Raw genomic sequence first — 21,663 nt, 5'->3', positions numbered from 1 at the left:
CCTCGTAGCGAGCCGTCCCACGTTCGCTACCGGTCGGTAACTTACTCTACGTCAATACCGGCGGTACCGGCACGAGGGAGGTTCGAGCAGGGCGGATTACCCGTCCGAGTCGTGGTACTCGAGCACCGGCTCGCGGGCGATCACGTCGCCACGCACGGTGATGGTCAGGGCGTCCTCGTCGAGCGCGTACTTCCGCACGCCGCGGCCCGCGGTGTAGCCGTCCTCCGTGGCCTTGGGGTTGGCGAAGTCGAGCGGTGTGTCGTCGCTCCGCCGGGCCTTCGAGTAGAGCCGACCCGACGCGGTCCGGCAGACGACGATCGCCGACTCGGCGGTGCGTGCCACGGTCACCGCGGGATCGGTGCGATCGCAGCGCGGCCCGCCGAATCCGAACCCCTGCTCGTCGACGACGCTCACGGGCGCGGGCGGCGCGTTGGTCGGCGGGGATGACGTCGTCGGTGGTGGTGGCGTCGTCGTCGGCGGCGGGGCGGGGGTGTGCGCGGGCGGCGGCGCCGCGTCGGATCGCCCGGCGTCGGGCAGCCACGCCACGCCTGCCGCCGCCAGGGCGGCGAGCACCGCGCAGGCGGCGAGCGGAACGAGCAGCCTGCGTCCCCGCGCCGGTGCCGGGACCGCCGCAGGCCCCGTCGGCGTTGGCGCGGCGAGATGCCTGGTCGGGGCGGGCGGGGCCTGCGGCGACGGGGGCGGCGCGGGGGTCCCCGCGCCGAGCGCGGAGCGGGCGGCGGCGGCCAGCGCATCCGAGGACGGGAACCGGTCGGCGGGGTTCTTCGCCATCGCCCTGGCGATCACCGCATCCAGCGCGGGGGGCAGTTCGGGCCGCGCCGCCGTGACTCGGGGTGCGGGCAGGTTCAGGTGCGCGTGCACGAGGTGCGCGGTGTCCGAACCGGGGAACGGTGCGCGGCCGGTCAGCAGGTGGTAGAGCGTGCAGCCGAGCGCGTACTGGTCGCTTCGTCCGTCGAGCGGCCGCCCCTCCAGCTGCTCCGGTGCGGCGTACTGCAGGCTCGCGACGACGGTGCCGGTCCGCGTCAGTGCTGGCGAGTCGAGGCCCTTCGCGATCCCGAAGTCGGCGAGCAGTGCCCGTTCCCGCTCACCGGGGCGGGGGGCGGTGAGCAGGATGTTCGCGGGCTTGACGTCGCGATGCAGCACCCCCGCGCGGTGTGCGTGGTCGAGGGCGCGGGCGATGTCGGCTGCGATCGCGATCGCCCGATCGGCGGTCATCGGGCCCCGCCGCAGCGGTGTGGCGGCGTCGGTCCCGTCCACGTACTGCATCGCGATCCAGAGCCGGTCGCCGCCCCGGTGGGGGACGGACCCGCGGTCGAGGACCGCGACGATGTTCGGATGGTCGAGCCGCGCCGCGTGGTCGGCCTCGCGCAGCACCCGGTCCCGACCCTCGCGGGTCCGCGTCAACGATGGGTCGGGGAGCTTCAGCGCGACCAGCCGGGGCAGGCTCGGATGTGCGGCCAGATAGACGCTGCCCATGCCGCCGGCGCCCAGCAGGCGCTCGATGCGATACCCGGCCACCACGCTGCCCGGTCGGAGTTCTCGCGCGTCGATGCCCACACTCCTGACCCGGTCCGTTTCGCTCGGCGGTCAGCATATCCGTCCCATCCGCGTGGTGAACGCCACAGCCCCGATGCACGCGCGATCGCCGGGGAATGTCGGTGCGGGCAACGGAACGTGAACGGTCCGCGCGCCGGGAGTGGCCTGCCTCACCGCCGGCGCGGAACCGTCGGTGATCTGCCTCACCGCCGTGTCGCGGCCGCGGGCCCGACGGTGGATGCGGGCACCGGTGGCGGCGGCATCCCGATCATTGTGTCTGACAACGAGGTTCACAGGTACGTGGTCGGGGCGCCCCGATTCGCGTCGGTGACCTGTGCTGTCGAGAACCAGTGGTGCCTCGAATTGTCAAGGCCGTGAACGGTTTCGCGTCCCATCGTAGGTTTATCTCGGGTCGGGGGATCCGCCGCGACCGCACTGTATGGGAGGACACATCGTGGGATCTGCTGAAATCGTGACCATCGTCAGCGCCGTGTCGAGCATCGTCTCGATCCTGGACAAGATCAGCTCGGGCAGCTCGGCGGACGGCGGCGCGTCCGGGTCGGCGGCCAGCACCGCGTAGCGGGTCGGGCGGGGCCGGTCGTGCCGCGCACGCCCGCCCCGCCGTCGTCCGATCAGATCGGAGATCGGCCGGTGCGGATGCGCCACCGCAGGTCGGCCATCAGATAGTTGTACGGAAACTCGCGGAGCGGCGATGGAAGCAGTCGGTTTACCCCGGCGACGACCCGCATCAGCCGGTCGAACCGCCGCTGGTCCCTGCTGGTCCACGAGTAGCGCATCTGGTCCCGGAACTCCTGCGGGAGAAAGCCCTTGGTGATGAAGAGGTTGAGCGGGCCGAGGAGCCGCGCGAGGATCGGATGCGCGAATCCGGCGCGGGCGATGATGTCGAGGTGGGCGCGGACGGCATCGTCGATCGACACCTTCGTCAGCGACTCGGTCCAGTACTCCTCGAAGGCGTCCCGGTTCGCGGGCCACATCTGCTGCGTGACCTGAAGGGTCGTGCCGAACACGGCGCCCCGCTGGTAGTAGTACTCGCGCTGGGCGGGGGTGTACTCGCCGCGCAGGACCCGATGGGTGTCCTCGAAGCCGCGGTAGATGCAGGCCGCGACCCACAGTTGCAGCTCCGGATCGAACGCGTTGTACTCGACCGGACTGGCCTCGCCGGAGCGCACCTGGGCGTGTGCGCGATTGACGCCGCGGCGGAACAGTTGCTTCTCCTCGTCGGTGCCCAGCGCCGCGACCGCCAGGTACTGCAGGGTGGTGCGGCTGCGCTTGATCGGATGGTCGAACAGGCGACCGGACTCGACGGTGCTCTCCATGACGCCGTAGCCGACGCCCGGCCACGAGAGCTGCATGATGACGTTCGCGGCGCCCGCCATCAGCGAGATCCCGTCGATCTGTGCGAGCACGGGTCCGCCGTCGATCGCACGAATGCTGCCGCTCGGCGCGGGCTTCCGTGGTGTCTTTCCGTCCCGTGGTGTCTTCCCGTTGCTTCGCTGTGTCACCGACATCTGCCCCTCCAGATCCAGTACTGGCGTCGCCGCCATCGGGCTTATCTGAGTACGACTGTAGTCACATATATGTGATCGGTCCAGGGAATCGGCCATCGTGGTGGAAGGATGGTCGGCATGACGTCGTCGGCGCGGGTGTACGCGGGGGTGGACGGGGATCGGCGGCGCGCCGAGCGGCGCGCGCAGCTGATCGAGGCGGGCCTCGACCTGCTCGGCGCGGCGGAGGGGGAGCCCGTCGTCTCGGTGCGCGGGGTCTGCAAGCACGCCGGGCTGGCGACCCGCTACTTCTACGAATCCTTCCCCGACCGTGACGCGTTCGCCGTCGCCGTGTACGACCACGCCACCTCGCGGATCGCCGAGTCGACGCTGCGGGCGGTCGCCGAGGCTCCCCCGCAGGAGCGCGCACTGGTCCGGGCCTGCGTCGCCACCATCGTCCGGGACGTCTCGGCGGACCCGCGGTTGGGCAGGCTCGTGTTCTCCGGCCCGGTCACCGCGGTCCTCGCGCGGCGGCGGCTCGAATCCGCGCGGATGTTCGTCGGGCTGACCACCGCGCAGGTCGTCGACTTCTACGATCTGCCTGCGGGGTCGGAGGTCGACCTCGTCGCGCACTTCGTCGTCGGGGGCCTCGCGCAGATCCTCACCGCGTGGCTCGACGGCGCGGTCGACGTCGACACCGACGTGCTCGTCGAACGGTGCACCGACCTGATGCTCGCCGTCGCCCCGATCGTGTAGGTCAGTGCCCGCCGAGGGCCTGTGCGAGAACGGGTGCCGTCAGCTCTCGCTGCCAGGGTCGGGCATCGCCCGCCGTCAGCGCCGCGTCGACGAACGCCGTCAACGTCGCGACGTCCTGGTCGCGGTGGTCGTCGGGAACGAAGTCCCAGCACAGCCTGCGCACCAGCTCCGGGGTCAGCAGGTTCTCCACCGGCACGTGCACCCGCTCGCCGAGTGCGGCCATCGCGCCCCGCGCCGCGGCGAGGCGATCCGCCGCCTCCGGATGCTTGCGGGCCCACCGGTTCGCGGGCGGCGGCCCGGTGAAGGGCTGGGTCACCGGCGGCAGGTCCGACTCCGGGAGGGCGCGGGCCCGCTCGAGCGCCTGCAGCCAGGTCCGGGAACTGCGACGTTGACGGGGCCCCCCGAACACCGGGAGCGCCCGCAGCGCATCGATCGATCTCGGGTTCGCGCTCGCGGCGGCGACGATCGCCGAGTCCGGCAGGATCCGTCCCGGCGCGATGTCGCGCCGGGCGGCGATCTCGTCGCGGGCCTGCCACAGCTCGCGGACGGCGGCGAGCTGCCGGGGCGACTTGAGCGAGTGGATCTGGGAGGTGCGACGCCACCGGTCCGGCTTCGGCTTCGGCGGGCCTGCGAGGCGGACGTGCTCGAATTCCTCCGCCGCCCAGCGGGTCTTGCCTTGCGACGCCAGCTCGGCGGCCATCGCGTCGCGCAGCTCCACCAGCACCTCGACGTCGAGCGCCGCGTAGTTCAACCAGGACTCGGGCAGCGGGCGGCGGGACCAGTCGTCGGCGCCGTGTCCCTTGCGCAGTTCCAGGCCAAGCATCCGCTCGACGATGGCCGCCAGCCCGACCCGCTCGAAGCCGGCCAGCCTGCCCGCGAGTTCGGTGTCGTAGAGGGCGGTGGGGCGCAGCCCGAGCTCGGCCATTCCCGGCAGGTCCTGGTCGGCGGAGTGCAGCACCCACTCGAGCGGGTTGATCACGTCGGCGAGCGGACCGAGATCGGCGGCGATCGGGATCGGGTCGACGAGGACGGTTCCCGCCCCCGCCCGGCGGAACTGCAGCAGGTACGCGCGACCGGAGTAGCGGAAGCCCGACGCCCGCTCCGCGTCGACGGCGAGCGGACCCGTTCCGGCGGCGAGCCGGTCGGCGGCTGCGGCGAGCAGTCGCGGCGAGTCGACGACCTCGGGAACACCCTCTGCCGGGGTCAACAGCGGCACCGCGGACGTCCCACCCGACGCGGGGGAGTGGTCCGAGGTCGATGCGTCGTCCGAGGTCGCTGGCATGACTGCTGACTCTACGACGTGCGTGCCGCCGCCAACCCCGGGGTGTGGTCCCTGCGCATGGTCGGGATGATTCAGATCGGCGTTTCGATACCCGTGACCGGAGTTCTCGGGTAATCTCGAATTTCGTTACGATTCAATCGAAATTGTCCGTTTCGGCGGAGCTCTCGGGCGGCACCGCGCTACGGTGAGGCCCACCGCGGCGAACGAGAGGTGTACAGATGGCCGGTCCTTCCGCACTTGCGTCCGTTCCCGGCTTCTCCCCATTCGGTCCGATGTCCCGGTTCGGGGAACTCGCGCCGGTGGGGTCGCTGCCACCCGGACGTGACGTCGAACTCCCGGGTCGCGGCAGCACCTACGTGCTCGACACCGGTGAGCGGGTCGACCAGGACCGGCCGACCCTGGTGCTGCTGCACGCGCTGGCCTGCACGGCCGCGCTGACCTGGTACCCGGTCATCGATGCGCTCGCGACCAAGGGGCGGGTGGTCACACTCGACCAGCGCTGGCACGGCCGCGGCATCCGCTCGGACCGCTTCACCCTCGAGGACTGCGCCGACGACGTCGCCGCGCTCGGCGACGTGCTCGGCCTCGACCGGTTCGTCGTCGTCGGCTACTCGATGGGGTCGCTCGTCGCGCAGCTCGCCGCGCGCGCCCACCCGGACCGGGTCGCGGGCATGGTGCTCTGTGCGGGCACCACCGGATTCAAACGCAATGCCAGGGAACGGATCGCGCTCGACGCCCTCAATGGGTCGATGGCCACCCTGCGGCCCGGGGCGGGGCGCCGTCCGGAGGTGGACGGCGACCCCGTCGGCAGGCAGCGCGAATGGCTGATGGGGCAGTTCCGCAGCACCAGCCCCGGCGCGGTCGGCCGGGCCGTCGCCGAGGTCGGCAAGTTCGACTCGTCCGGCTGGATCGCGGACCTGACCCTGCCGACCTCGGTGGTGGTCACGGCCACCGACCAGGTGATCCCGGCGCGCAGGCAGCACTGGATGGCCAGGCAGATCGCGGGCGCGGCGACCTACGAGGTGCAGGCCGGTCACGGGGCCTGCGTGCTTGCCGCGGACGAGTTCAGGTCCGGGCTGATGCCCGCGGTCGCTTCCGTGACTTCGCGCGTGCGGCCTTGACCAGTTCGTCGAGCGCGGGGCCGAAGGCGTCGGTCAGGTCCCACAGTCGCGGGGCGAGCTCCCGGCAGGACACCGCGCCGACGTTCAGCGTGCCGTCGAGCGACATCACCGTGATGTTCAGCCCGTTGCCGTGGAAGATCGGTCCGAGCGGGTACATGGCCGAGATCCGTGCACCGAGGAAGTACAGCGGCATCGGCGGCCCCGGCACGTTCGAGACGATCAGGTTGGTGACCACCGGATGCCGCTCGGCGAGGCGCAGCGTCGAATAGGCGCGCATCACCCCGCCGAACAGGGTGGGTGCGGCGAACTGGGACCAGTCCTGCAGCAGGGTGGCGCCGAGCGAGGCGTTGTGCGACTTGACCATCGTGTTGTGGCTGTTGGCCTGGAGCAGCCGCTCGACCGGGTCGTCGATGCCGGTCCCGAGCTGGGTGAACATGCCGGAGATCTGATTGGTCCCCGGCCGGTCCGAGACGTCGTGCACGGAGACCGGGACCATCGCGACCAGCGGGCTGTCGGTCAGTTCGTTCCGGTCGTCGAGGTAGCTGCGCAGCGCGGTCGCGACCAGCGCCAGGACCACGTCGTTGACCTTGACGTCGAAGGCGTTCTTCACCAGCTTGACCTTGTCCAGGTCGAGTTGGGTCCAGGCGAGGGTGCGGTGCGCGGTGATCGCGCCGTTGAACGAGGTGCGGGGCGCGGTGAACGGGGCGGGCATCGCCTCGCCGCGGCGGGCCCGGCGGATCCACCGGGGGAGCAGGGCGACCGCGCTGGGGAGCGCCTTCACCAGATCGACCGGGCGGCCGAGGAAGCCGAGCGCACCGCTCACCGCGAGGTCGAGGGTGCTGCCCTTGCCCGCGTCGCGCTGGCTCGGGTCGGGGTCGGGGCGCGGGGCGTCGGGGGTCAGGCTGCACAGCTGCGACATCATCCCGGCGCCCGTGACGCCGTCGACGTTGGCGTGGTGCATCTTCGACATCACCGCGACCGAGCCGTCCTCGAGGCCCTCGATGATCCACATCTCCCACAGCGGGATGGTCCGATCCATCTGCTGGCCGGCGATGTGCGCGCACAGCTCCTCGAGTTCCTCGCGACCCCCCGGCGCGGGGACGGCGACGCGGTGCAGGTGGCGGTCGAGGTCGAAGGTGGAGTCCTCCACCCAGGCCGGGTGGTCCAGGTTGAACGTCGAGTCGAATAGTTTCCGCCGGAAGCCGGGCATTCCTCGAATGCGTGCTCCCAGTTCAGCTTTCAGGCCTGCATAACTGTACCCGCCGGGTACCGTCGAGACGTCGAGGACGATCAGGCCGCACACGTGCAGCATCTGCGTCGGCGTCTCGAGGTAGAGGAAGGTGGAATCCAGACCGCTCAGTCTCTCCATGGCGGACATAGTAGAACGTGTTCTAGATTGTTCTAAGGAAATGGTGAGAGCCGCGTGTCGTCGACCCCGTGAAAGGTGTCCCATGAGTAGATCCTTCCTGGTCAGGCAGGCCGTCAACGCGGCAACCGCCGTCAACGCGCTGCGGCCCGTCCCGGGGATGCCGACCTCGATCCCGGCGTTCCTCAGCGGCTGGCTCACCTCGGAACTCGCGCCCGCTCAGCTGCTCGCCACCGCCGTCGACGCGGGCGTGCACGTGGCCCGGCACGGCGCCCGCACCCGAAGCGACCGGATCGGCCTCGCCCTCGCGGCGACGTCCGCCGCCGCCCTCGGGACCGGCATCGTGACCGCGCACCGCGCGGGAGCCGAGATGGCGGCGGCGCTCGCCGACATCGACGTACCCGCCCCGACGGAGCTGCTCGACTGGGGGGCCGCGCTGCGCCCCTTCGCGTTCACCCGCCCCGACGTCCGGATCGTCCGGAACCAGGCCTATGCGCCGGGGGGACGCCGATTCCTCGTCGACGTCTACCACCACCGGGACACCCCGCCGAACGCCCCGATGCTGCTGCAGATCCACGGCGGCGGCTGGGTGATCGGCAGCAAGGACCATCAGGGGCTGCCGCTGATGGCGGCGCTCGCCTCCCGCGGCTGGGTGTGCGCCGCGGTGAACTACCCCCTCTCCCCGAAGGCGGTGTGGCCCGACCAGCTCGTCGCGCTCAAGCGCGCGGTCGGGTGGCTGCGTTCGGAGGGGCCGCGCTTCGGCGGCGATCCCGGATTCCTCGCCGTCACCGGGGGCTCCGCGGGCGGTCACCTGGCGGCGATGCTCGCGCTGACCGCGAACGAGCCAGCCCTGCAGCCGGGGTTCGAGGACGCCGACACCGCGGTCCAGGCCTGCGTGCCGATGTACGGGGTGTACGACTTCGCCGGGGACACCGGCATCAAGGCGGTGCGGCAGCGGGTGGAGTCACCGCTCAGCGAGATGGTCCTCGGCAAGGGCGCCGCGTTCCCCGAGGCCTACCGGCTGGCGTCCCCGCTGGCCCACCTGCGCGCGGATGCGCCGCCGTTCCTCGTCGTCCACGGCAGCAACGACTCGTTCATCCCGGTCGCCGAGGCGCGGGAGTTCGTTCGACGGCTGCGCGCGGCGTCCGAGAACCCGGTCGGCTATGCCGAACTGCGCGGCGCGCAGCACGCCTTCGACATCTTCCACTCGATTCGCACCGACCAGGTGGTGCTCGGCGTCGGGGCATTCCTGGAGTCGGTGCGGGCGTCGGTGCGGACCGGGCCCGGTGACCTGGTCAGCGACCGAGTGGGGTGACCCCGGCGGGCGGGAGGCCCGCCGCGGCGGCGAGAACCTCGCAGAACGCCTCCACGTGCGGGGCGAGGGAGGGGCTCGCCGCGGTCCAGGACGCGCGCACCTCGAGCTGATGGGCCTGCGGCGGCCCGGCGATGTCCCCGTACCGGACCGAACTGGTGGCGGTGACGGTGCCGCCGAGGGCGGTCACCTCCTCGTGGTGGGCGGCGAGCGCATCCACCAGCCAACTCCAGGCGACCTCCGGGAGCAGCGGGTCGGCGGCCAGGTCCGCCTCCAGGTCGGCCTGGATGTACGCGACCAACCGCATCGTCCCGTTCCATGCCTCGTCGCCGGCGGGGTCGTACAGCAGGATCAGTCGACCGAAGGCGTCGCCCTCGGGCTCCTCGGCGGTGCCGTCGGTGTCCGGATGGCGGACCTCGGCGCCGATCGCGTAGCTGTACGGCGCGAGCCGCTGCGGGGGGCGGATCGGACCGATCTCGATCTGCGGATGGACCGATGCCGTGTGCATCGAGTCGACGGCGCTGCGGAACTGCGCTGGCTCGGCGTTGGGTCCGGACATGGTCACAGCTCGGACGGTAGACGGACCCCCGCCGTGGGCGGGGGAGGCGCGCCGGACCGGTACGTTCGTCCCGGTCCGCGCCGTCCGTTGGGGGTGCGGCGGGCGGATCTGGCAGCATGGCCCGCAGAGGACGAATCGGGCGACGAGCGTTGGGACACATGAGCGATCTGGAAGACACGAATTCGGCGATGACCAGCGGGGCGCGGTACCCCTATCGCAGGCACCTGCCCGACGCGCCGCTGCTCGCCGCGGCGACCGGGCGGACCCCCAGCCACCGCCCGGTGTGGTTCATGCGTCAGGCCGGGCGGTCGCTGCCCGAGTACCGCGAGATCCGCTCCGGCATCGGAATGCTCGAATCCTGCTTCCACCCGGAGTTGGTCTGCGAGATCACCATGCAGCCGGTGCGCAGGCACCGGGTGGACGCCGCGATCCTGTTCTCGGACATCGTGGTTCCGCTCAAGGCGGCCGGGGTCGATCTCGACATCGTCGCGGGCACCGGGCCCGTCGTCGCGAACCCGGTCCGCACGAGCGCCGATGTCGCGGCGCTGCCGCGGCTGCGTCCCGAGGAGGTCGGCGCGGTCACCGAGGCGATCTCGCTGCTGACCACCGAACTCGGCGACACCCCGCTGATCGGGTTCGCCGGCGCCCCGTTCACGCTGGCGTCGTACCTGGTCGAGGGGGGCCCGAGCCGCAACCACGAGCGCACCAAGGCGCTGATGCACTCGGACCCGAAGACCTGGCATGCGCTGCTCGGTGCGCTCACCGACACCACGATCGCGTTCCTGCAGGCGCAGCTGCACGCGGGCGTCGACGCGGTCCAGCTGTTCGACTCGTGGGCCGGTGCGCTGTCGCAGGCCGACTACCGCAGGTACGTGCTGCCGCACTCGCAGCGGGTGTTCGCCGAGGTCGCCGAGGCGGGCGTGCCGCGGATCCACTTCGGGGTCGGCACCGGCGAACTGCTCGGCGTGATGGGGGAGGCGGGCGCCGACGTCGTCGGCGTCGACTGGCGGATTCCGTTGGACGAGGCCGCCCGCCGCGTCGGCCCCGGCAAGGGCCTGCAGGGCAACCTCGACCCGGCCGTGCTGTTCGCGGGCAGGCCGGCGATCGAGCAGGAGGTCCGCCGGATCGTCGGCGAGGCCGACCGGGCGCTCGCGGCAGGCGCGACCGGACACATCTTCAACCTCGGGCATGGGGTGCTCCCCGACACCGATCCTGCGGTGATCACCGACGTCGTGGAGCTGGTGCACTCGCTGTGACCACGATCGCGGTGGTCGGTGGCGGCATCTCCGGCCTGGTCGCCGCGTACCGGCTGCGGACGACTCTCGGTCCGGACGCCCGGATCGTGGTGCTTGAGGCGTCCGACCGGTTCGGCGGCAAGCTGCGCACCGTCCCGATCGCGGACGGGCCGGTCGACGTCGGGGCAGAGGCGTTCCTCGTCCGCCGCCCCGAGGTGCTCGACCTGCTCACCGAGCTGGGGCTGAGCGACCAGGTCGAACACCCGTCCGGTGCGCGACCGTTGATCTGGGCGGACGGGCGGCTGCACCCGATGCCCGCGGGCACCCTGATGGGCATTCCCGCCGATTCCGGATCGCTTGCCGGACTCGTCGACGCGGCCACCCTCGCGCGGATCGACGCCGAGCCGACGCTGCCGTTGGCGTGGGACCGCGGCGGCGACGTCTCGGTCGCCGCCCTCGTCGGGTCGCGGTTCGGCGAGCAGGTGGTGCGCCGCTCCGTCGACCCGCTGCTCGGCGGCGTCTACTCGGGGCTGTCCGACACGGCGGGGGTGCGGGCGACGATGCCCGCGCTGGCGGCCGCACTGGACGCCGGGTCCGCCAGCCTCACCGCCGCGGTCCGCCGCGCCCTGCCGCCGCCGTCCACCGCCCCGGTCTTCGGCACCCTCCGCGGCGGATACGGGACGCTGCTCGGCGCGCTGCGGGCGGCGGCCGCCGCCGAGTTCTGCGCGCACACCACCGCCGCCGGGCTGCGCCGCGCGGGCGGCCGCTGGCGGGTCGACCCGATCGGAGAGGTGGACGGCGTGCTCGTCGCGCTGCCCGCCGACCGGGCGGCGACCCTGCTCGCCGATGCCGCGCCTGACGCCGCGGCGGCGGCAGGCCGGATTCCGGTCGCGTCGTCGGTGGTGGTGACCCTCGGGTTCCCGAAAGAGTCTGCGCTGCCGCAGAACTCGGGAATCCTGGTCGCGACCGGCGAGGGTCTCGCCGCGAAGGCGTTCACGCTGTCGGCGCGGAAGTGGCCGCACCTCGGCGCCCGCGACGCCACCCTCGTGCGCGCCTCCTTCGGCCGGTTCGGGGACGCCGCGATCGTCGACGCCGACGACGAGCAGCTGATCACCCTGGCCCGCGCCGACATCGCCACCGTCACCGGGGTCGGCGACCAGCCGGTCGCGTCGTTCGTCCAACGCTGGCACGGCGGTCTGCCGCAGTACCGGGCCGGGCACCTCGGGATCGTGGCGGACCTCGAGTCCGCGGTCGCCGGGATCGACGGACTCGAGGTCGCCGGGTCGATGCTGCACGGCGTCGGCGTTCCGGCCTGCGTCCGGTCGGCGACGACGGCGGCGGCACGGCTCGCGGCGACGGTGGCAGGATAGGGCCATGGCACGCCTCGACTACGACAAGCTCAATTCCACCCTGCGCTACGCGATGTTCTCCGTGTTCCAGGTCCAGCCCGGGGTCCTCGGTGAGGACCGCGCTGCCGCGGTGAAGAACGCGCGGGACTTCTTCGACTCGTTCAACGAGACCGACGTGATCGTCCGCGGGATCTACGACGTCTCCGGTCTGCGCGCGGACGCCGACTTCATGATCTGGTACCACGCCGAGAAGCTCGAGGACCTGCAGAAGCTGTACGCCGACTTCCGGCGCAGCACCGACCTCGGGCAGGCCAGCGACCCGGTCTGGTCGAACGCCTGCCTGCACCGTCCCGCCGAGTTCAACAAGAGCCACCTGCCCGCGTTCGTCGCTGGCGAGGAGCCGGGCGACTACATCTGCGTGTACCCGTTCGTCCGCTCCTACGAGTGGTACCTGCTGCCCGACGCCGACCGCCGCAAGATGCTCGCCGACCACGGCAAGGAGGCCCGCGACTACCCGGACGTGCGGGCCAACACCGTCCCGGCGTTCGCGCTCGGCGACTACGAGTGGCTTCTCGCGTTCGAGGCTCCCGCCATGGACCGGATCGTCGACCTGATGCGGGACCTGCGGGCCACCGAGGCCCGGATGCACGTTCGGGAGGAGACCCCGTTCTTCTCCGGTCCGCGGGTGTCCATCGAGCAGCTCGTCAACGCCCTGCCCTGAGCCCCGTCCCGAGCTTCCGGCAGCCCTGACCTCGGCGGGCCGCACCCGCGGTGGCACACTGGCCACCGTGGGTGCGCAGCCGGTCCGGCGTCAGCAGATGGCGCACTGGGGGATGTTCGAGGCGGAGGCCGCCGACGGTGACATCGTCGCCGTGCACCCGTTCCCCGGGGACGCCGACCCGTCGCCGATCCTCGACAACGCGATCGGATCGGTGCGGCACCGGGCGCGGATCGCCGGGCCCGCCGTCCGCCGCGGCTGGCTCGAACGGGGTCCGGGGCCGTCGGACCGGCGCGGCGCCGACGAGTTCGTCGCGGTGTCCTGGGACGAACTGATCGAACTCCTCGCCGGCGAGCTGCGCCGCGTCGTCGACCGGCACGGCAACCGGGCGATCTTCGGCGGCTCCTATGGGTGGTCCGCGCCGGGGCGGTTCCATCACGCGCAGAGCCAGGTGCACCGGTTCCTGAAGATGCTCGGCGGCTACACCCGATCGGAGAACACCTACTCGCTGGGTGCGACCGCGGTGATCATGCCGCGGGTGATCGGCACCCACTGGAAGCTGTTCGCCCGCGCCACGAACTGGGACGTGATCGCCCGCGAGACCGACCTGATGGTGTGCTTCGGTGGTGTCCCGCTGAAGAACACCTACGTCAACGACGGCGGCACCAGCAACCATCCGACCCGCGGCGCCCTCGACGCCCTGCGGGCCCGCGGCGGGGAGATCGTCTCGATCAGCCCGCTGCGCGACGACATTCACGGTGCCGCGCGGTGGCTGGCGCCGCGCCCGGGCAGCGACGTCGCGATCATGCTCGCGCTGTGCCACGTGCTGGCCACCGAGGGGCTGGCCGACCGCGGGTTCCTCGGCCGCTACACCACCGGATACGACCGGTTCGAGGACTACCTGCTCGGCCGCGCCGACGGGGTCCCGAAGGACCCATCGTGGGCGGCCGACCGGTCGGGTCTGTCCGCGCGGACGATCACCGACCTCGCCCGCCGGATGGCGGCGGGCCGCACCCTGGTCACGGTGACCTGGTCGCTGCAGCGGGTCCGGTTCGGCGAGCAGGCGCCGTGGGCGGGTATTACCCTCGCCGCGATGCTCGGCCAGATCGGCCTTCCCGGCGGCGGATTCGGCCACGGGTACGGCTCGATGAACGAACCGGGCCTCGCCCCGGTGCCGTACCCGCTGCCGACCCTGTTCCAGGGGCAGAACCCGGTCCCGGAGTCGATCCCGGTGGCGGCGATCTCGGATCTGCTGCTGCACCCGGGCGCGCCGTACGACTACAACGGGGAACGGCGCACCTTCCCCGACATCCGCCTCGTCTACTGGGCGGGCGGCAACCCGTTCCACCACCACCAGGACCTCGGCCGGCTGCGGCGGGCCCTGGCCCGCCCCGACACGATCGTCGTGCACGACCCGTACTGGACGCCGATGGCCCGCCACGCCGACATCGTGGTGCCGTCGACGACCTCGCTGGAGCGGGACGACCTGACCTGCACCCGCAACGATCCGCTGCTGGTCGCGATGCAGGCCGCGGTGCCGCGGTACGCGGACAGCCGCGACGACTACGAGACGTTCTCGCTGCTCGCGCACCGGCTGGGCTTCGGGCCGAGATTCACCGAGTGCCGCACCTCGGGGGAGTGGATCGAGCACCTGTACGAGCAGTGGCGCGGGTTCGTGCTCGCCGACGGCGGCGAGGCACCGGAGTTCGACGACTTCTGGGCGCGCGGCCACGTGCGGATGCGCACCGAGGACGAGCTGACGCTGTTCGAGGACTTCCGTGCCGACCCGGATCGCAACGCGCTGCGGACCCCGAGCGGGCGGATCGAGGTCTTCTCCGCCGACATCGACGGCTTCGGCTACGACGACTGTGCCGGCCACCCCACCTGGTACGAGCCCGAGGAGTGGCTCGGCGGCGACCGGGCGCGGCGATTCCCCCTGCACCTGATCGCGAACCAGCCGCGGACCAGACTGCACGGCCAACTCGACCACGGGCCGGTCAGTCAGGCGTCGAAGATCCGTGGCCGCGAACCGATCCGGATGCACCCCGACGCGGCCGCCGCGCGCGGCGTGCTGGCGGGGGAGGTGGTCCGGGTGTTCAACGACCGCGGCGCGTGCCTGGCCGGGGTGGTGCTCGACGACGGCATGCGGCCCGACGTGGTGCAACTGTCGACCGGCGCCTGGTACGACCCGCTCGACCCCGACGACCCGACTTCGCTGTGCGTGCACGGCAATCCGAACGTTCTCACCGCGGACGTCGGGACGTCGAGGCTGGGCCGTGGCAGCACCGGTCAGCACGCGCTCGTGCAGATCGAACGGTTCGACGGGGAGCTGCCGCCGATCCGTGCCCACGACCCTCCGGTACTTCGTTTACGTCGGTGAACGACCTCTCGCGGGCGGGCGTCCCGGCGTAGCGTTGTCCGGCATGAACCGTCACGTGCTGTCGGGACGCCGCCCGCGAGCGGCCGCCGCCGCGCTGGCGTTGACCTTCCTCGCCGCGGGCTGCGCGGACCCCGGGAACGACACCGACACCACGACCGCCACCACAACGACCAGCGCGGTGGCCGCCCTCGACCAGGCCGACCTGCAGACGGCGCTGGAGGCGGGAGCGAAGGAGTTCCTGCTCCCCGGGGCGGTCGCCCTGCTGCGCACCCCCTCTGGCACCGTCACCGCGACCTACGGCAGCACCGAACGGGGCGGCGGCAGACCGGTGTCCGCGAGCGACCGCATCCGGGTCGGCTCCAACACCAAGACGTGGACGGCGACGGTGATCCTGCAGCAGGCGCAGGAGGGGAAGCTGGCCGTCACCGACCCGGTGTCACGGTTCCGGCCGGACGTGCCGAACGGTGCGAACATCACCATCGAACAGCTGTTAAACATGCGCAGCGGCCTGTTCAACTACAGCGAAACGGCGGAACTGAACGAGGCGTTGGACACCGAGCCGCAGCGGGTGTGGACCCCCGAGGAACTGCTGGCCCTCGCGTACCCGCACCCGCCGTACTTCCCGCCCGGGCAGGGCTACCACTACTCGAACACCAACTACGTGCTGCTCGGCCTGATCGCCGAACAGCTCGACGGCAGGCCCCTCCCGGAGATCTACCGGGACCGGATCTTCGACCCGGCGGGGCTGACCGGTGCCATCTTCCCCGCGGCCACCGACACCGCGCTGCCCGCCCCGTACTCGCGCGGCTACTTCTACGGCAGCAACGTCCTGACCATGCACGACCCGGCGCTGCCCGCCGACATGCAGGCCGCTGCCAGGGACGGCAGCCTGGCACCGCAGGACGTCACCGAGCACAACCCGTCCTGGACGTGGGCGGCGGGCCAGGGCGTCGCCACCGCCGACGACCTCGCCACCTGGGCCGAGGCACTGACCGACGGCACCGTCCTCGACCCCGACATGCAGGCGCGGCGGCTGGCCAGCATCGAGCCGACCGACCCGGCGAACCCGCAGGCCGCGGGCTACGGCTGGGGCATCGCGAAGATGGGCCCGATGTACGGGCACACCGGCGAACTGCCCGGCTACAACTCGTTCATGGGTTCGGACCCGGACCGCGACGTCACCCTCGTCGTGTGGGCGAACCTGGCGCCGGGCGTCGACGGTCGCGATCCCGCGTCGAGCATCGCGAAGGACCTGATCGAGCAGATGTACCCGAAGTGAGTCCGGCTACGGCGCGGGCACCAGGCGCAGCGAGATCGAGTTGATGCAGTACCGCTGGTCGGTGGGGGTCGGGTAGCCCTCGCCGTCGAAGACGTGCCCGAGGTGGCTGCGGCAGTTCGCGCACAGCACCTCCACCCGGCGCATGCCGAGCGAGTCGTCGGGCCGCAGCAGCACCGCATCCGAGTTCGCCGGATCGAAGAACGACGGCCACCCGCAGTGCGAGGCGAACTTCTCCGTCGAGGTGAACAGCAGCGCATCGCAGGCGCGGCAGTGATACTCCCCGGTCGTCGTGGTGTCGGTGTACTCGCCGACGAACGGCCGTTCGGTCCCCGCCTGCCGGAGCACCTGGTACTCCTCGGGGGTGAGCCGCTCGCGCCACTGCGCGTCGGTCAGTTCGAACCCGGGGCCGCGATCGGAGTCGGAGGTCATGCCTCCACGCTACCGACCGGCGGTCAGCCGACCGGAACCTTCTCCGGTTCCGGGGCGTCGTCGTCGAAGACCGGATCGATGCCGCGGTCGAGCCGCCCCTCCCGGCGCGCGGTCAGGTAGCGCGCGCCGAGCACCCCGCCGATCACCAGCAGCAGCAGACTCCAGCCGAGGGTGGTCTTCATGTACTCGGCGGCCCGCCCGGTCGCCGGGAATCGGCCCGACAGCCAGCTGTCCAGGGTCATGAACCCGTATACGGCCAGCCACGCGGGCCAGTTCCGCATCACCGAGTTCCGCAGCACCACGGTCATCAGCAGCGGCAGCAGCAGCATCGAGTAGTACATCTGCCCGAGCGACCCGAGCAGGAACGACGCCGTCATCAGCACGCCGGAGGAGGTGGCGAGGAAGAACAGCCGATCGTCGCGGTAGTACCGGTACAGCAGCCACAGCGACACCAGCACGACCGCCGCGAACACCGCCCGCAGTCCCAGGATCAGCCACGTCGGCAGGCCGTAGTAGGCGCCGTTGCCGACGATCGCCGAGTTGAAGTAGTCCCGCGATTCCATCAGGTACGGCAGCGTGTGGTGCACGAACTCCATCGGATCGACCGCCAGCGGCCACGCGATCGCGGTCAGCACCACCGGAACACCGATCGCGGTGACCAGCGCCCGCCACTGCTTGGTCACCAGCGGCAACAACAGCAGCGGCGCGAGGACCGGTTTGATCGCGAGCGTCAACCCGATCGAGACACCGGCCCAGGCGTCCCGACGCCGCAGGAGCAGCAGCAGGAACGCCACCTCGCCGAGCAGGATCACCCCGTTGATGTTGGTGAAGACCAGCGTGTTCGTCACCGTCTCGCTGGCGAACATGCCCAGCAGCAGGATCGGCGCCGCCACCGAGTTCAGGGCCAGCCCGAACATCTTCAGCAGCAGGTATCCCGCGATGATCACCGCGACCGCGTTACCGAGAATGAACAACCAGCGGGACCGCTCCGGGTCGATGATCGCGATCGGCGACAGCAGCAGGGTGCCGCTCGGCGCATACAGGTAGTGCGGGTCCACCCAATTGAAGTTCGCGGTGTACACCGGCTGCCGGTTCAGAAACGCCAGCGCCGCTCGATACACCGTGGTGAAGTCGTCCGTCCGTGCCCCATTCACGGCCTTGACGAGCACCCGGTGCAGGACCGTCATGATCGCGAGCGGCCACAGCGCGAACGTCACCACCTCGGCCGTCGTCCGGGCGGTGCGGGGTTCGAGCTGTCGAAGGAACACCGTGGCACGGTACCCGACCGGGGGCGGTGAGCCGCCCAAGACACCCGTGACCGGCCGCAACTCAGCCCGGGCAGGCGCCGCCGTCCGGCGGAAGCACCCCGGTGTCGGCGTAGCCCGAGACGGCGAGCTGCACGCAGTCGGAGTGCGCGAGCGCGGGATGCCCCGAGCCGAGCCACGCCACCGTCGCCGTCCGCGTCCCGACCGCGGCGAGCACCCCCGCCGCCGCCGACGCGCCGTCGCCAGCCACCGGGTCCGCGGTGCCCGCGATCGTCAGGGTCGCGCTCGTCGCCGCGGACGGCGCCGGGGCGGGCGGGGTGGTCGGCCACGACGCGCACAGCAGCATCGACAGCGCACCCTCGGGACCGAACACCGGGTAGCGCTCACCCCACTGCGTCATCAGCTCCCGGACCCGCCCCGGCGTCGGCCACTGCCGCCCGTCCGAGCAGCGCGCAACGAACTGCCCGTCGGCGAGGGTCGCGGCGGCGGCCGCGTCGATCCGCTGCTGCAGGGCAGCGGTGTCGCCGCGTCCGGCCGCGGCGAGCACGTCCGCGAACTCGCGGACCTGTGCCGAGATGTCGCCGCGCGGGGACCCGAGCTGGTCGGTCAGGGCGACCAGGAGCGCGTTCGCGGAGATCGGGCCCAGCTCACCGCGGCGCGCCCGGTCGGTCAGGTCGGCGACGGCCGCCGCCGGATCCGGGCCGAGCGCGCACTCGAGGGCAGCGCACTGCCGGGCGAACGCGGCGAGGGCCGCCTCCCGCCCGCGCACCACGGCCTCGGTCGCGGTGGCGGCGTCGGCGCCGAGCACCGACGGGGAGTCCAGCACCAGCCGCCCGATCGCGTCCGGATGCGCTGCCGCGTAGGCCGCGGCGACCTCGACGCCGGAGCCGGTCGCGAGCAGCCCGATCCGGTCCACCCCCCACGCGCGGCGCAGCTGGTCGAGATCATCGGCGGAGTGCGACGGGTCGAAGGCCAGTTCGTGCGGCTGCAGGAAGTCGGTGCACAGGGTGGTCGCGTCACGGCCGAGCGCGTGCACCGTGTCGACCGCGTCCCCGCCGTCGACCAGGGGCGGAGTGAACTGCCCGAGGTCGAGCATCGCCTGCCGCGGCATCGGTGTCCTCGGATCACCGCAGTCGATCGGCGTCGACGTCCCGATGCCGCGCCGGTCCACCGCGACCAGCGGACGCGAGGACAGCAACGTCCCGACCGGTCCCGCTGCGAGCGCGGCGAGGGTGCCGGTCGACGAGCGATCGGAGCCGGACGTCAGCACCAGCGGGGCGGCGTCGTCCGGGGTCTGGGGAAGCCGGGCGCGCAGCGCGCCGAGGGCGAACGAGCCGGGCATCGAGCCGGACGGGTCGATCGGGGCCGCCAGCTCCGAGCATTCGAGCACCAGCCCCGGCGGGCCGGGCGGCAGCCCCAGCGTGCCCAGCGTCGACGCGGTGCAGTCCCGCCAGTCCAGATCGCGCACCGGGACGGGTAGTTCGGGCTCGGTGCCGGGCACCGTCCCGCTCGGCTCGGGGGTGGTGCCGTCGCGATGCTCGACCACGGCGACGTCCGGTCGGACGCTCGGCCCGGCGCCGCACGCGCAGCACACCGCGATCACCAGTGCCGCCAACCCCACTCTGCGCATGCGTCACAGCCTGCCAGGTCGCGGACGCAGCCAGCGGGTCAGGATCGTCCCGTCCCCGTCGGCGAGCACGTGCGCCCGCTGCATCGGCCTGCGGGTTGCATTCGGCGACAGTGCAATTCGTCCCGAGCCGCCCGCGGTCAGCACCGGCGAGGTGGTCAGGCACAGGTCGTCGACCGCGTCGTCGCCGAGCAGCCGACCGAACAGCGACGGCCCGCCCTCGCAGAGCACCCGGTGCAGGCCGCGTTCGGCGAGCACGGCGAGGACCGACGAGGTCGGGACGTCGGTCTCGCCGACGACGAGGACCGTCGCGCCGGCGCGGGCGAGGGCGTCGACCCGTTCGGCGGGTGCACTGCGCACGGTCAGGATCAGCGGCGGGACGTCGGTGTCGGTCAGCAGTCGGGACGCCGGATCGAGGTCCGCGCTCGCGGTGACGACGGCAACTGGGGGCGCCGGTGCCCGGCCCGCGGTCCGCCGCCGGTCCCTGGCCGCGGCGTCGGGCCGCGCGCCGCCGTAGTTCTCGCTCCGCACCGTCGCCGCCCCGACCAGAATCACGTCCGCCAGCTCCCGCAACGCGACGAACACCCGGCGATCCGCGGGCGTTCCGAGCCCGCCCGAGGTACCGTCGGCGGTGACGGCGCCGTCGATGCTCGACACGAAGTTCACCCGGATCCACGGTTCGGTGAGATCGTCGGGGTACGCGTACAACTCGCGGATCGCGTCGTCATCGAGTGGTGCGCGCGCCGGTGTGAGTAATCCCTCAATATCGATACGCTGCATGGAGTCGATAACAGCACGTCGATAGGCTCGATGCATGCAGCAGCGCCTTGTCGATCGTAATCCGGTGGTTCACGCCGATCAGTTGGTCGCGCAGATGGTCCCGCCTGCGATGTTCGACGAGGTGAGCTTCGGGTCGTACATCCCGGACCCCAACGAGCCCAGCCAGGCCGCCGCCGTGCGCAAGGCCGAGGAGTTCGCGGGCAAGATCGCCAAGATTCGCTCCGGGGGCCGGCGCGGACTATTCGGCAAGAAGGCCCCGTCCACCGGCGCGGGCCTCTACCTCGACGGCGGCTTCGGTGTCGGCAAGACCCACCTGCTCGCATCGATCTTCCACAGCGCACCGAGCCCGAAGGCGTTCGGTACCTTCGTCGAACTCACCCACGTCGTCGGCGCCCTCGGCTTCAACAACGCCGTCGAGCAGCTGTCGAGCCACAGCGTGCTCTGCATCGACGAGTTCGAACTCGACGATCCGGGCGACACCATGCTCGTCTCCCGGCTGCTGACCGAGCTGTCGGCCCGCGGCGTGTCGATCGTCGCGACCTCGAACACCCTGCCCGGCCAACTGGGCGAGGGCCGGTTCGCCGCCCAGGACTTCCTGCGTGAGATCAAGAAGCTCGGCGCGATCTTCGAGACCATCCGCGTCGACGGCCCCGACTACCGGCACCGCGACCTGCCGCCCGCCCCCGAACCGATCTCGTCGGCGGAACTGCGCGAGCGCGCCGAGGGCACCCCCGGATCCACCCTCGACGACTTCGACGAGCTGTGCACGCACCTGAGCACCCTGCACCCGTCGCGCTACAACAAGCTGATTCAGGACGTCACCGCGGTGTTCCTGGACGGGGTGCACCCCGCGCAGGACCAGTCCGTGGCGCTGCGCCTGGTGGTCCTCGCCGACCGCCTCTACGACGCCAGCATCCCGGTCACCGTCTCCGGCGCGAAGCTCGACGAGATCTTCACCCCGGAGATGCTCGCAGGCGGCTACAAGAAGAAGTACCTGCGCGCCACCTCGCGCCTGCTCGCGCTGTCCCGGTTCGAGGTCCCCGCCTAGCTGCGCGCCGCGCCCGTGGGGGGAGTTCCCCCCCCCCCGGGGGGAAACCCCCCCCCAGGCCCCCAGGGCACCCCCCCGGGGCCCAAAGACCCCCCTCC

At 71.9% G+C, this 21,663-nt stretch carries 19 protein-coding genes; 10 read left to right on the top strand and 9 right to left on the bottom strand.

Annotated elements, in window-relative coordinates; translation table 11 throughout:
- Positions 1-96: 96 nt before the first annotated feature.
- Positions 97-1,575 (bottom strand): serine/threonine-protein kinase, encoded by a 1,479-nt coding sequence (locus ACWF62_RS18035; RefSeq protein ID WP_378509398.1) that lies wholly within the window; start codon positions 1,573-1,575, stop codon positions 97-99.
- Positions 1,576-2,008: 433 nt separating this feature from the next.
- Here ACWF62_RS18035 and ACWF62_RS18030 point away from each other — a divergent pair, with 433 nt between their 5' ends.
- A complete protein-coding gene (locus ACWF62_RS18030) occupies positions 2,009-2,134 on the top strand; it encodes a hypothetical protein (protein WP_378570047.1) in 126 nt (41 codons plus the stop codon).
- Between the two features lie 52 nt (positions 2,135-2,186).
- Here ACWF62_RS18030 and ACWF62_RS18025 read toward each other — a convergent pair whose 3' ends face one another.
- Positions 2,187-2,951: an oxygenase MpaB family protein gene (locus tag ACWF62_RS18025; protein WP_452630855.1), complete on the bottom strand. Its 765-nt coding sequence runs from the start codon at positions 2,949-2,951 to the stop codon at positions 2,187-2,189.
- Positions 2,952-3,191: 240 nt separating this feature from the next.
- Here ACWF62_RS18025 and ACWF62_RS18020 point away from each other — a divergent pair, with 240 nt between their 5' ends.
- Positions 3,192-3,815 carry a TetR/AcrR family transcriptional regulator gene (locus ACWF62_RS18020; protein WP_378509401.1) on the top strand — a complete coding sequence of 208 codons (624 nt, stop codon included), beginning with the start codon at positions 3,192-3,194 and terminating at the stop codon, positions 3,813-3,815.
- A gap of 1 nt (position 3,816) precedes the next feature.
- Here the strand turns inward: ACWF62_RS18020 and ACWF62_RS18015 are convergent, their stop codons facing one another.
- A complete protein-coding gene (locus tag ACWF62_RS18015) occupies positions 3,817-5,097 on the bottom strand; it encodes an HRDC domain-containing protein (RefSeq protein WP_378509402.1) in 1,281 nt (426 codons plus the stop codon).
- 218 nt (positions 5,098-5,315) lie between these two features.
- Here ACWF62_RS18015 and ACWF62_RS18010 point away from each other — a divergent pair, with 218 nt between their 5' ends.
- Positions 5,316-6,218: an alpha/beta fold hydrolase gene (locus ACWF62_RS18010; RefSeq protein WP_378509403.1), complete on the top strand. Its 903-nt coding sequence runs from the start codon at positions 5,316-5,318 to the stop codon at positions 6,216-6,218.
- Here ACWF62_RS18010 and ACWF62_RS18005 read toward each other — a convergent pair.
- On the bottom strand, positions 6,163-7,587 hold the full coding sequence (locus tag ACWF62_RS18005) for a WS/DGAT/MGAT family O-acyltransferase (protein ID WP_378509404.1): 1,425 nt from the start codon (positions 7,585-7,587) through the stop codon (positions 6,163-6,165). The genes ACWF62_RS18010 and ACWF62_RS18005 overlap by 56 nt on opposite strands.
- An 82-nt stretch (positions 7,588-7,669) precedes the next feature.
- Between ACWF62_RS18005 and ACWF62_RS18000 the strand changes: the two genes are divergently transcribed.
- The gene (locus ACWF62_RS18000; protein WP_378509405.1) at positions 7,670-8,899 is read left to right on the top strand and encodes an alpha/beta hydrolase; all 1,230 of its coding nucleotides are present in this window, start codon (positions 7,670-7,672) and stop codon (positions 8,897-8,899) included.
- On the opposite strand, the gene ACWF62_RS17995 is transcribed toward ACWF62_RS18000, so the two are convergent.
- On the bottom strand, positions 8,880-9,455 hold the full coding sequence (locus ACWF62_RS17995; protein WP_378509415.1) for a DUF3000 domain-containing protein: 576 nt from the start codon (positions 9,453-9,455) through the stop codon (positions 8,880-8,882). The genes ACWF62_RS18000 and ACWF62_RS17995 overlap by 20 nt on opposite strands.
- 158 nt (positions 9,456-9,613) lie before the next feature.
- Between ACWF62_RS17995 and hemE the strand changes: the two genes are divergently transcribed.
- The 5 genes from hemE to ACWF62_RS17970 all read left to right on the top strand — a co-directional run bounded on the left by hemE (position 9,614) and on the right by ACWF62_RS17970 (position 16,416).
- Positions 9,614-10,711 carry a uroporphyrinogen decarboxylase gene (gene hemE, locus ACWF62_RS17990; protein ID WP_378509406.1) on the top strand — a complete coding sequence of 366 codons (1,098 nt, stop codon included), beginning with the start codon at positions 9,614-9,616 and terminating at the stop codon, positions 10,709-10,711.
- Positions 10,708-12,060: a protoporphyrinogen oxidase gene (locus ACWF62_RS17985; RefSeq protein WP_378509407.1), complete on the top strand. Its 1,353-nt coding sequence runs from the start codon at positions 10,708-10,710 to the stop codon at positions 12,058-12,060. The genes hemE and ACWF62_RS17985 overlap by 4 nt, the downstream gene beginning before the upstream one ends.
- A 4-nt stretch (positions 12,061-12,064) precedes the next feature.
- Positions 12,065-12,760, top strand: a complete 696-nt coding sequence (hemQ, locus tag ACWF62_RS17980) for a hydrogen peroxide-dependent heme synthase (protein WP_378509408.1) — start codon at positions 12,065-12,067, stop codon at positions 12,758-12,760.
- Between the two features lie 97 nt (positions 12,761-12,857).
- Positions 12,858-15,137 carry a molybdopterin-dependent oxidoreductase gene (locus tag ACWF62_RS17975; protein WP_378509416.1) on the top strand — a complete coding sequence of 760 codons (2,280 nt, stop codon included), beginning with the start codon at positions 12,858-12,860 and terminating at the stop codon, positions 15,135-15,137.
- Positions 15,138-15,180: 43 nt separating this feature from the next.
- On the top strand, positions 15,181-16,416 hold the full coding sequence (locus ACWF62_RS17970) for a serine hydrolase domain-containing protein (RefSeq protein ID WP_452630852.1): 1,236 nt from the start codon (positions 15,181-15,183) through the stop codon (positions 16,414-16,416).
- A gap of 6 nt (positions 16,417-16,422) precedes the next feature.
- On the opposite strand, the gene msrB is transcribed toward ACWF62_RS17970, so the two are convergent.
- The 4 genes from msrB to ACWF62_RS17950 form a co-directional block, all read right to left on the bottom strand.
- Entirely contained in the window at positions 16,423-16,845 is a 423-nt protein-coding gene (msrB, locus tag ACWF62_RS17965) for a peptide-methionine (R)-S-oxide reductase MsrB (RefSeq protein ID WP_378509410.1), read from the bottom strand.
- A 23-nt stretch (positions 16,846-16,868) separates the two neighbouring features.
- A complete protein-coding gene (locus ACWF62_RS17960) occupies positions 16,869-18,113 on the bottom strand; it encodes a glycosyltransferase family 87 protein (RefSeq protein ID WP_452630851.1) in 1,245 nt (414 codons plus the stop codon).
- Between the two features lie 61 nt (positions 18,114-18,174).
- A complete protein-coding gene (locus ACWF62_RS17955) occupies positions 18,175-19,740 on the bottom strand; it encodes an alpha/beta hydrolase (protein WP_452630849.1) in 1,566 nt (521 codons plus the stop codon).
- A 3-nt stretch (positions 19,741-19,743) separates the two neighbouring features.
- Entirely contained in the window at positions 19,744-20,517 is a 774-nt protein-coding gene (locus ACWF62_RS17950; RefSeq protein WP_452630847.1) for a pyrimidine reductase family protein, read from the bottom strand.
- Positions 20,518-20,551: 34 nt separating this feature from the next.
- On the opposite strand from ACWF62_RS17950, the gene zapE reads away from it, so the two are divergent.
- Positions 20,552-21,565 carry a cell division protein ZapE gene (zapE, locus tag ACWF62_RS17945; RefSeq protein WP_378509414.1) on the top strand — a complete coding sequence of 338 codons (1,014 nt, stop codon included), beginning with the start codon at positions 20,552-20,554 and terminating at the stop codon, positions 21,563-21,565.
- The last annotated feature ends 98 nt before the right edge of the window (positions 21,566-21,663 follow it).

This window comes from Rhodococcus sp. NPDC054953 (assembly GCF_053609225.1).
Note: the sequence above shows the minus strand (reverse complement) of the source record. Positions and strands in the feature narration are given on the sequence as shown.

Excerpts from the sequence above, each read along its gene's own strand:
- ACWF62_RS17975 (WP_378509416.1), top strand. The coding sequence starts at position 12,858 with ATGGCGCACTGGGGGATGTTCGAGGCGGAGGCCGCCGACGGTGACATC.
- ACWF62_RS18015 (WP_378509402.1), bottom strand. The coding sequence starts at position 5,097 with ATGCCAGCGACCTCGGACGACGCATCGACCTCGGACCACTCCCCCGCG.
- zapE (WP_378509414.1), top strand. The coding sequence starts at position 20,552 with ATGCAGCAGCGCCTTGTCGATCGTAATCCGGTGGTTCACGCCGATCAG.
- ACWF62_RS17955 (WP_452630849.1), bottom strand. The coding sequence starts at position 19,740 with ATGCGCAGAGTGGGGTTGGCGGCACTGGTGATCGCGGTGTGCTGCGCG.
- ACWF62_RS17995 (WP_378509415.1), bottom strand. The coding sequence starts at position 9,455 with ATGTCCGGACCCAACGCCGAGCCAGCGCAGTTCCGCAGCGCCGTCGAC.
- ACWF62_RS18025 (WP_452630855.1), bottom strand. The coding sequence starts at position 2,951 with ATGGCGGGCGCCGCGAACGTCATCATGCAGCTCTCGTGGCCGGGCGTC.
- ACWF62_RS18000 (WP_378509405.1), top strand. The coding sequence starts at position 7,670 with ATGAGTAGATCCTTCCTGGTCAGGCAGGCCGTCAACGCGGCAACCGCC.
- ACWF62_RS18005 (WP_378509404.1), bottom strand. The coding sequence starts at position 7,587 with ATGGAGAGACTGAGCGGTCTGGATTCCACCTTCCTCTACCTCGAGACG.
- ACWF62_RS18010 (WP_378509403.1), top strand. The coding sequence starts at position 5,316 with ATGGCCGGTCCTTCCGCACTTGCGTCCGTTCCCGGCTTCTCCCCATTC.
- ACWF62_RS17970 (WP_452630852.1), top strand. The coding sequence starts at position 15,181 with ATGAACCGTCACGTGCTGTCGGGACGCCGCCCGCGAGCGGCCGCCGCC.
- ACWF62_RS18020 (WP_378509401.1), top strand. The coding sequence starts at position 3,192 with ATGGTCGGCATGACGTCGTCGGCGCGGGTGTACGCGGGGGTGGACGGG.
- ACWF62_RS17950 (WP_452630847.1), bottom strand. The coding sequence starts at position 20,517 with ATGCAGCGTATCGATATTGAGGGATTACTCACACCGGCGCGCGCACCA.
- hemE (WP_378509406.1), top strand. The coding sequence starts at position 9,614 with ATGAGCGATCTGGAAGACACGAATTCGGCGATGACCAGCGGGGCGCGG.
- msrB (WP_378509410.1), bottom strand. The coding sequence starts at position 16,845 with ATGACCTCCGACTCCGATCGCGGCCCCGGGTTCGAACTGACCGACGCG.
- hemQ (WP_378509408.1), top strand. The coding sequence starts at position 12,065 with ATGGCACGCCTCGACTACGACAAGCTCAATTCCACCCTGCGCTACGCG.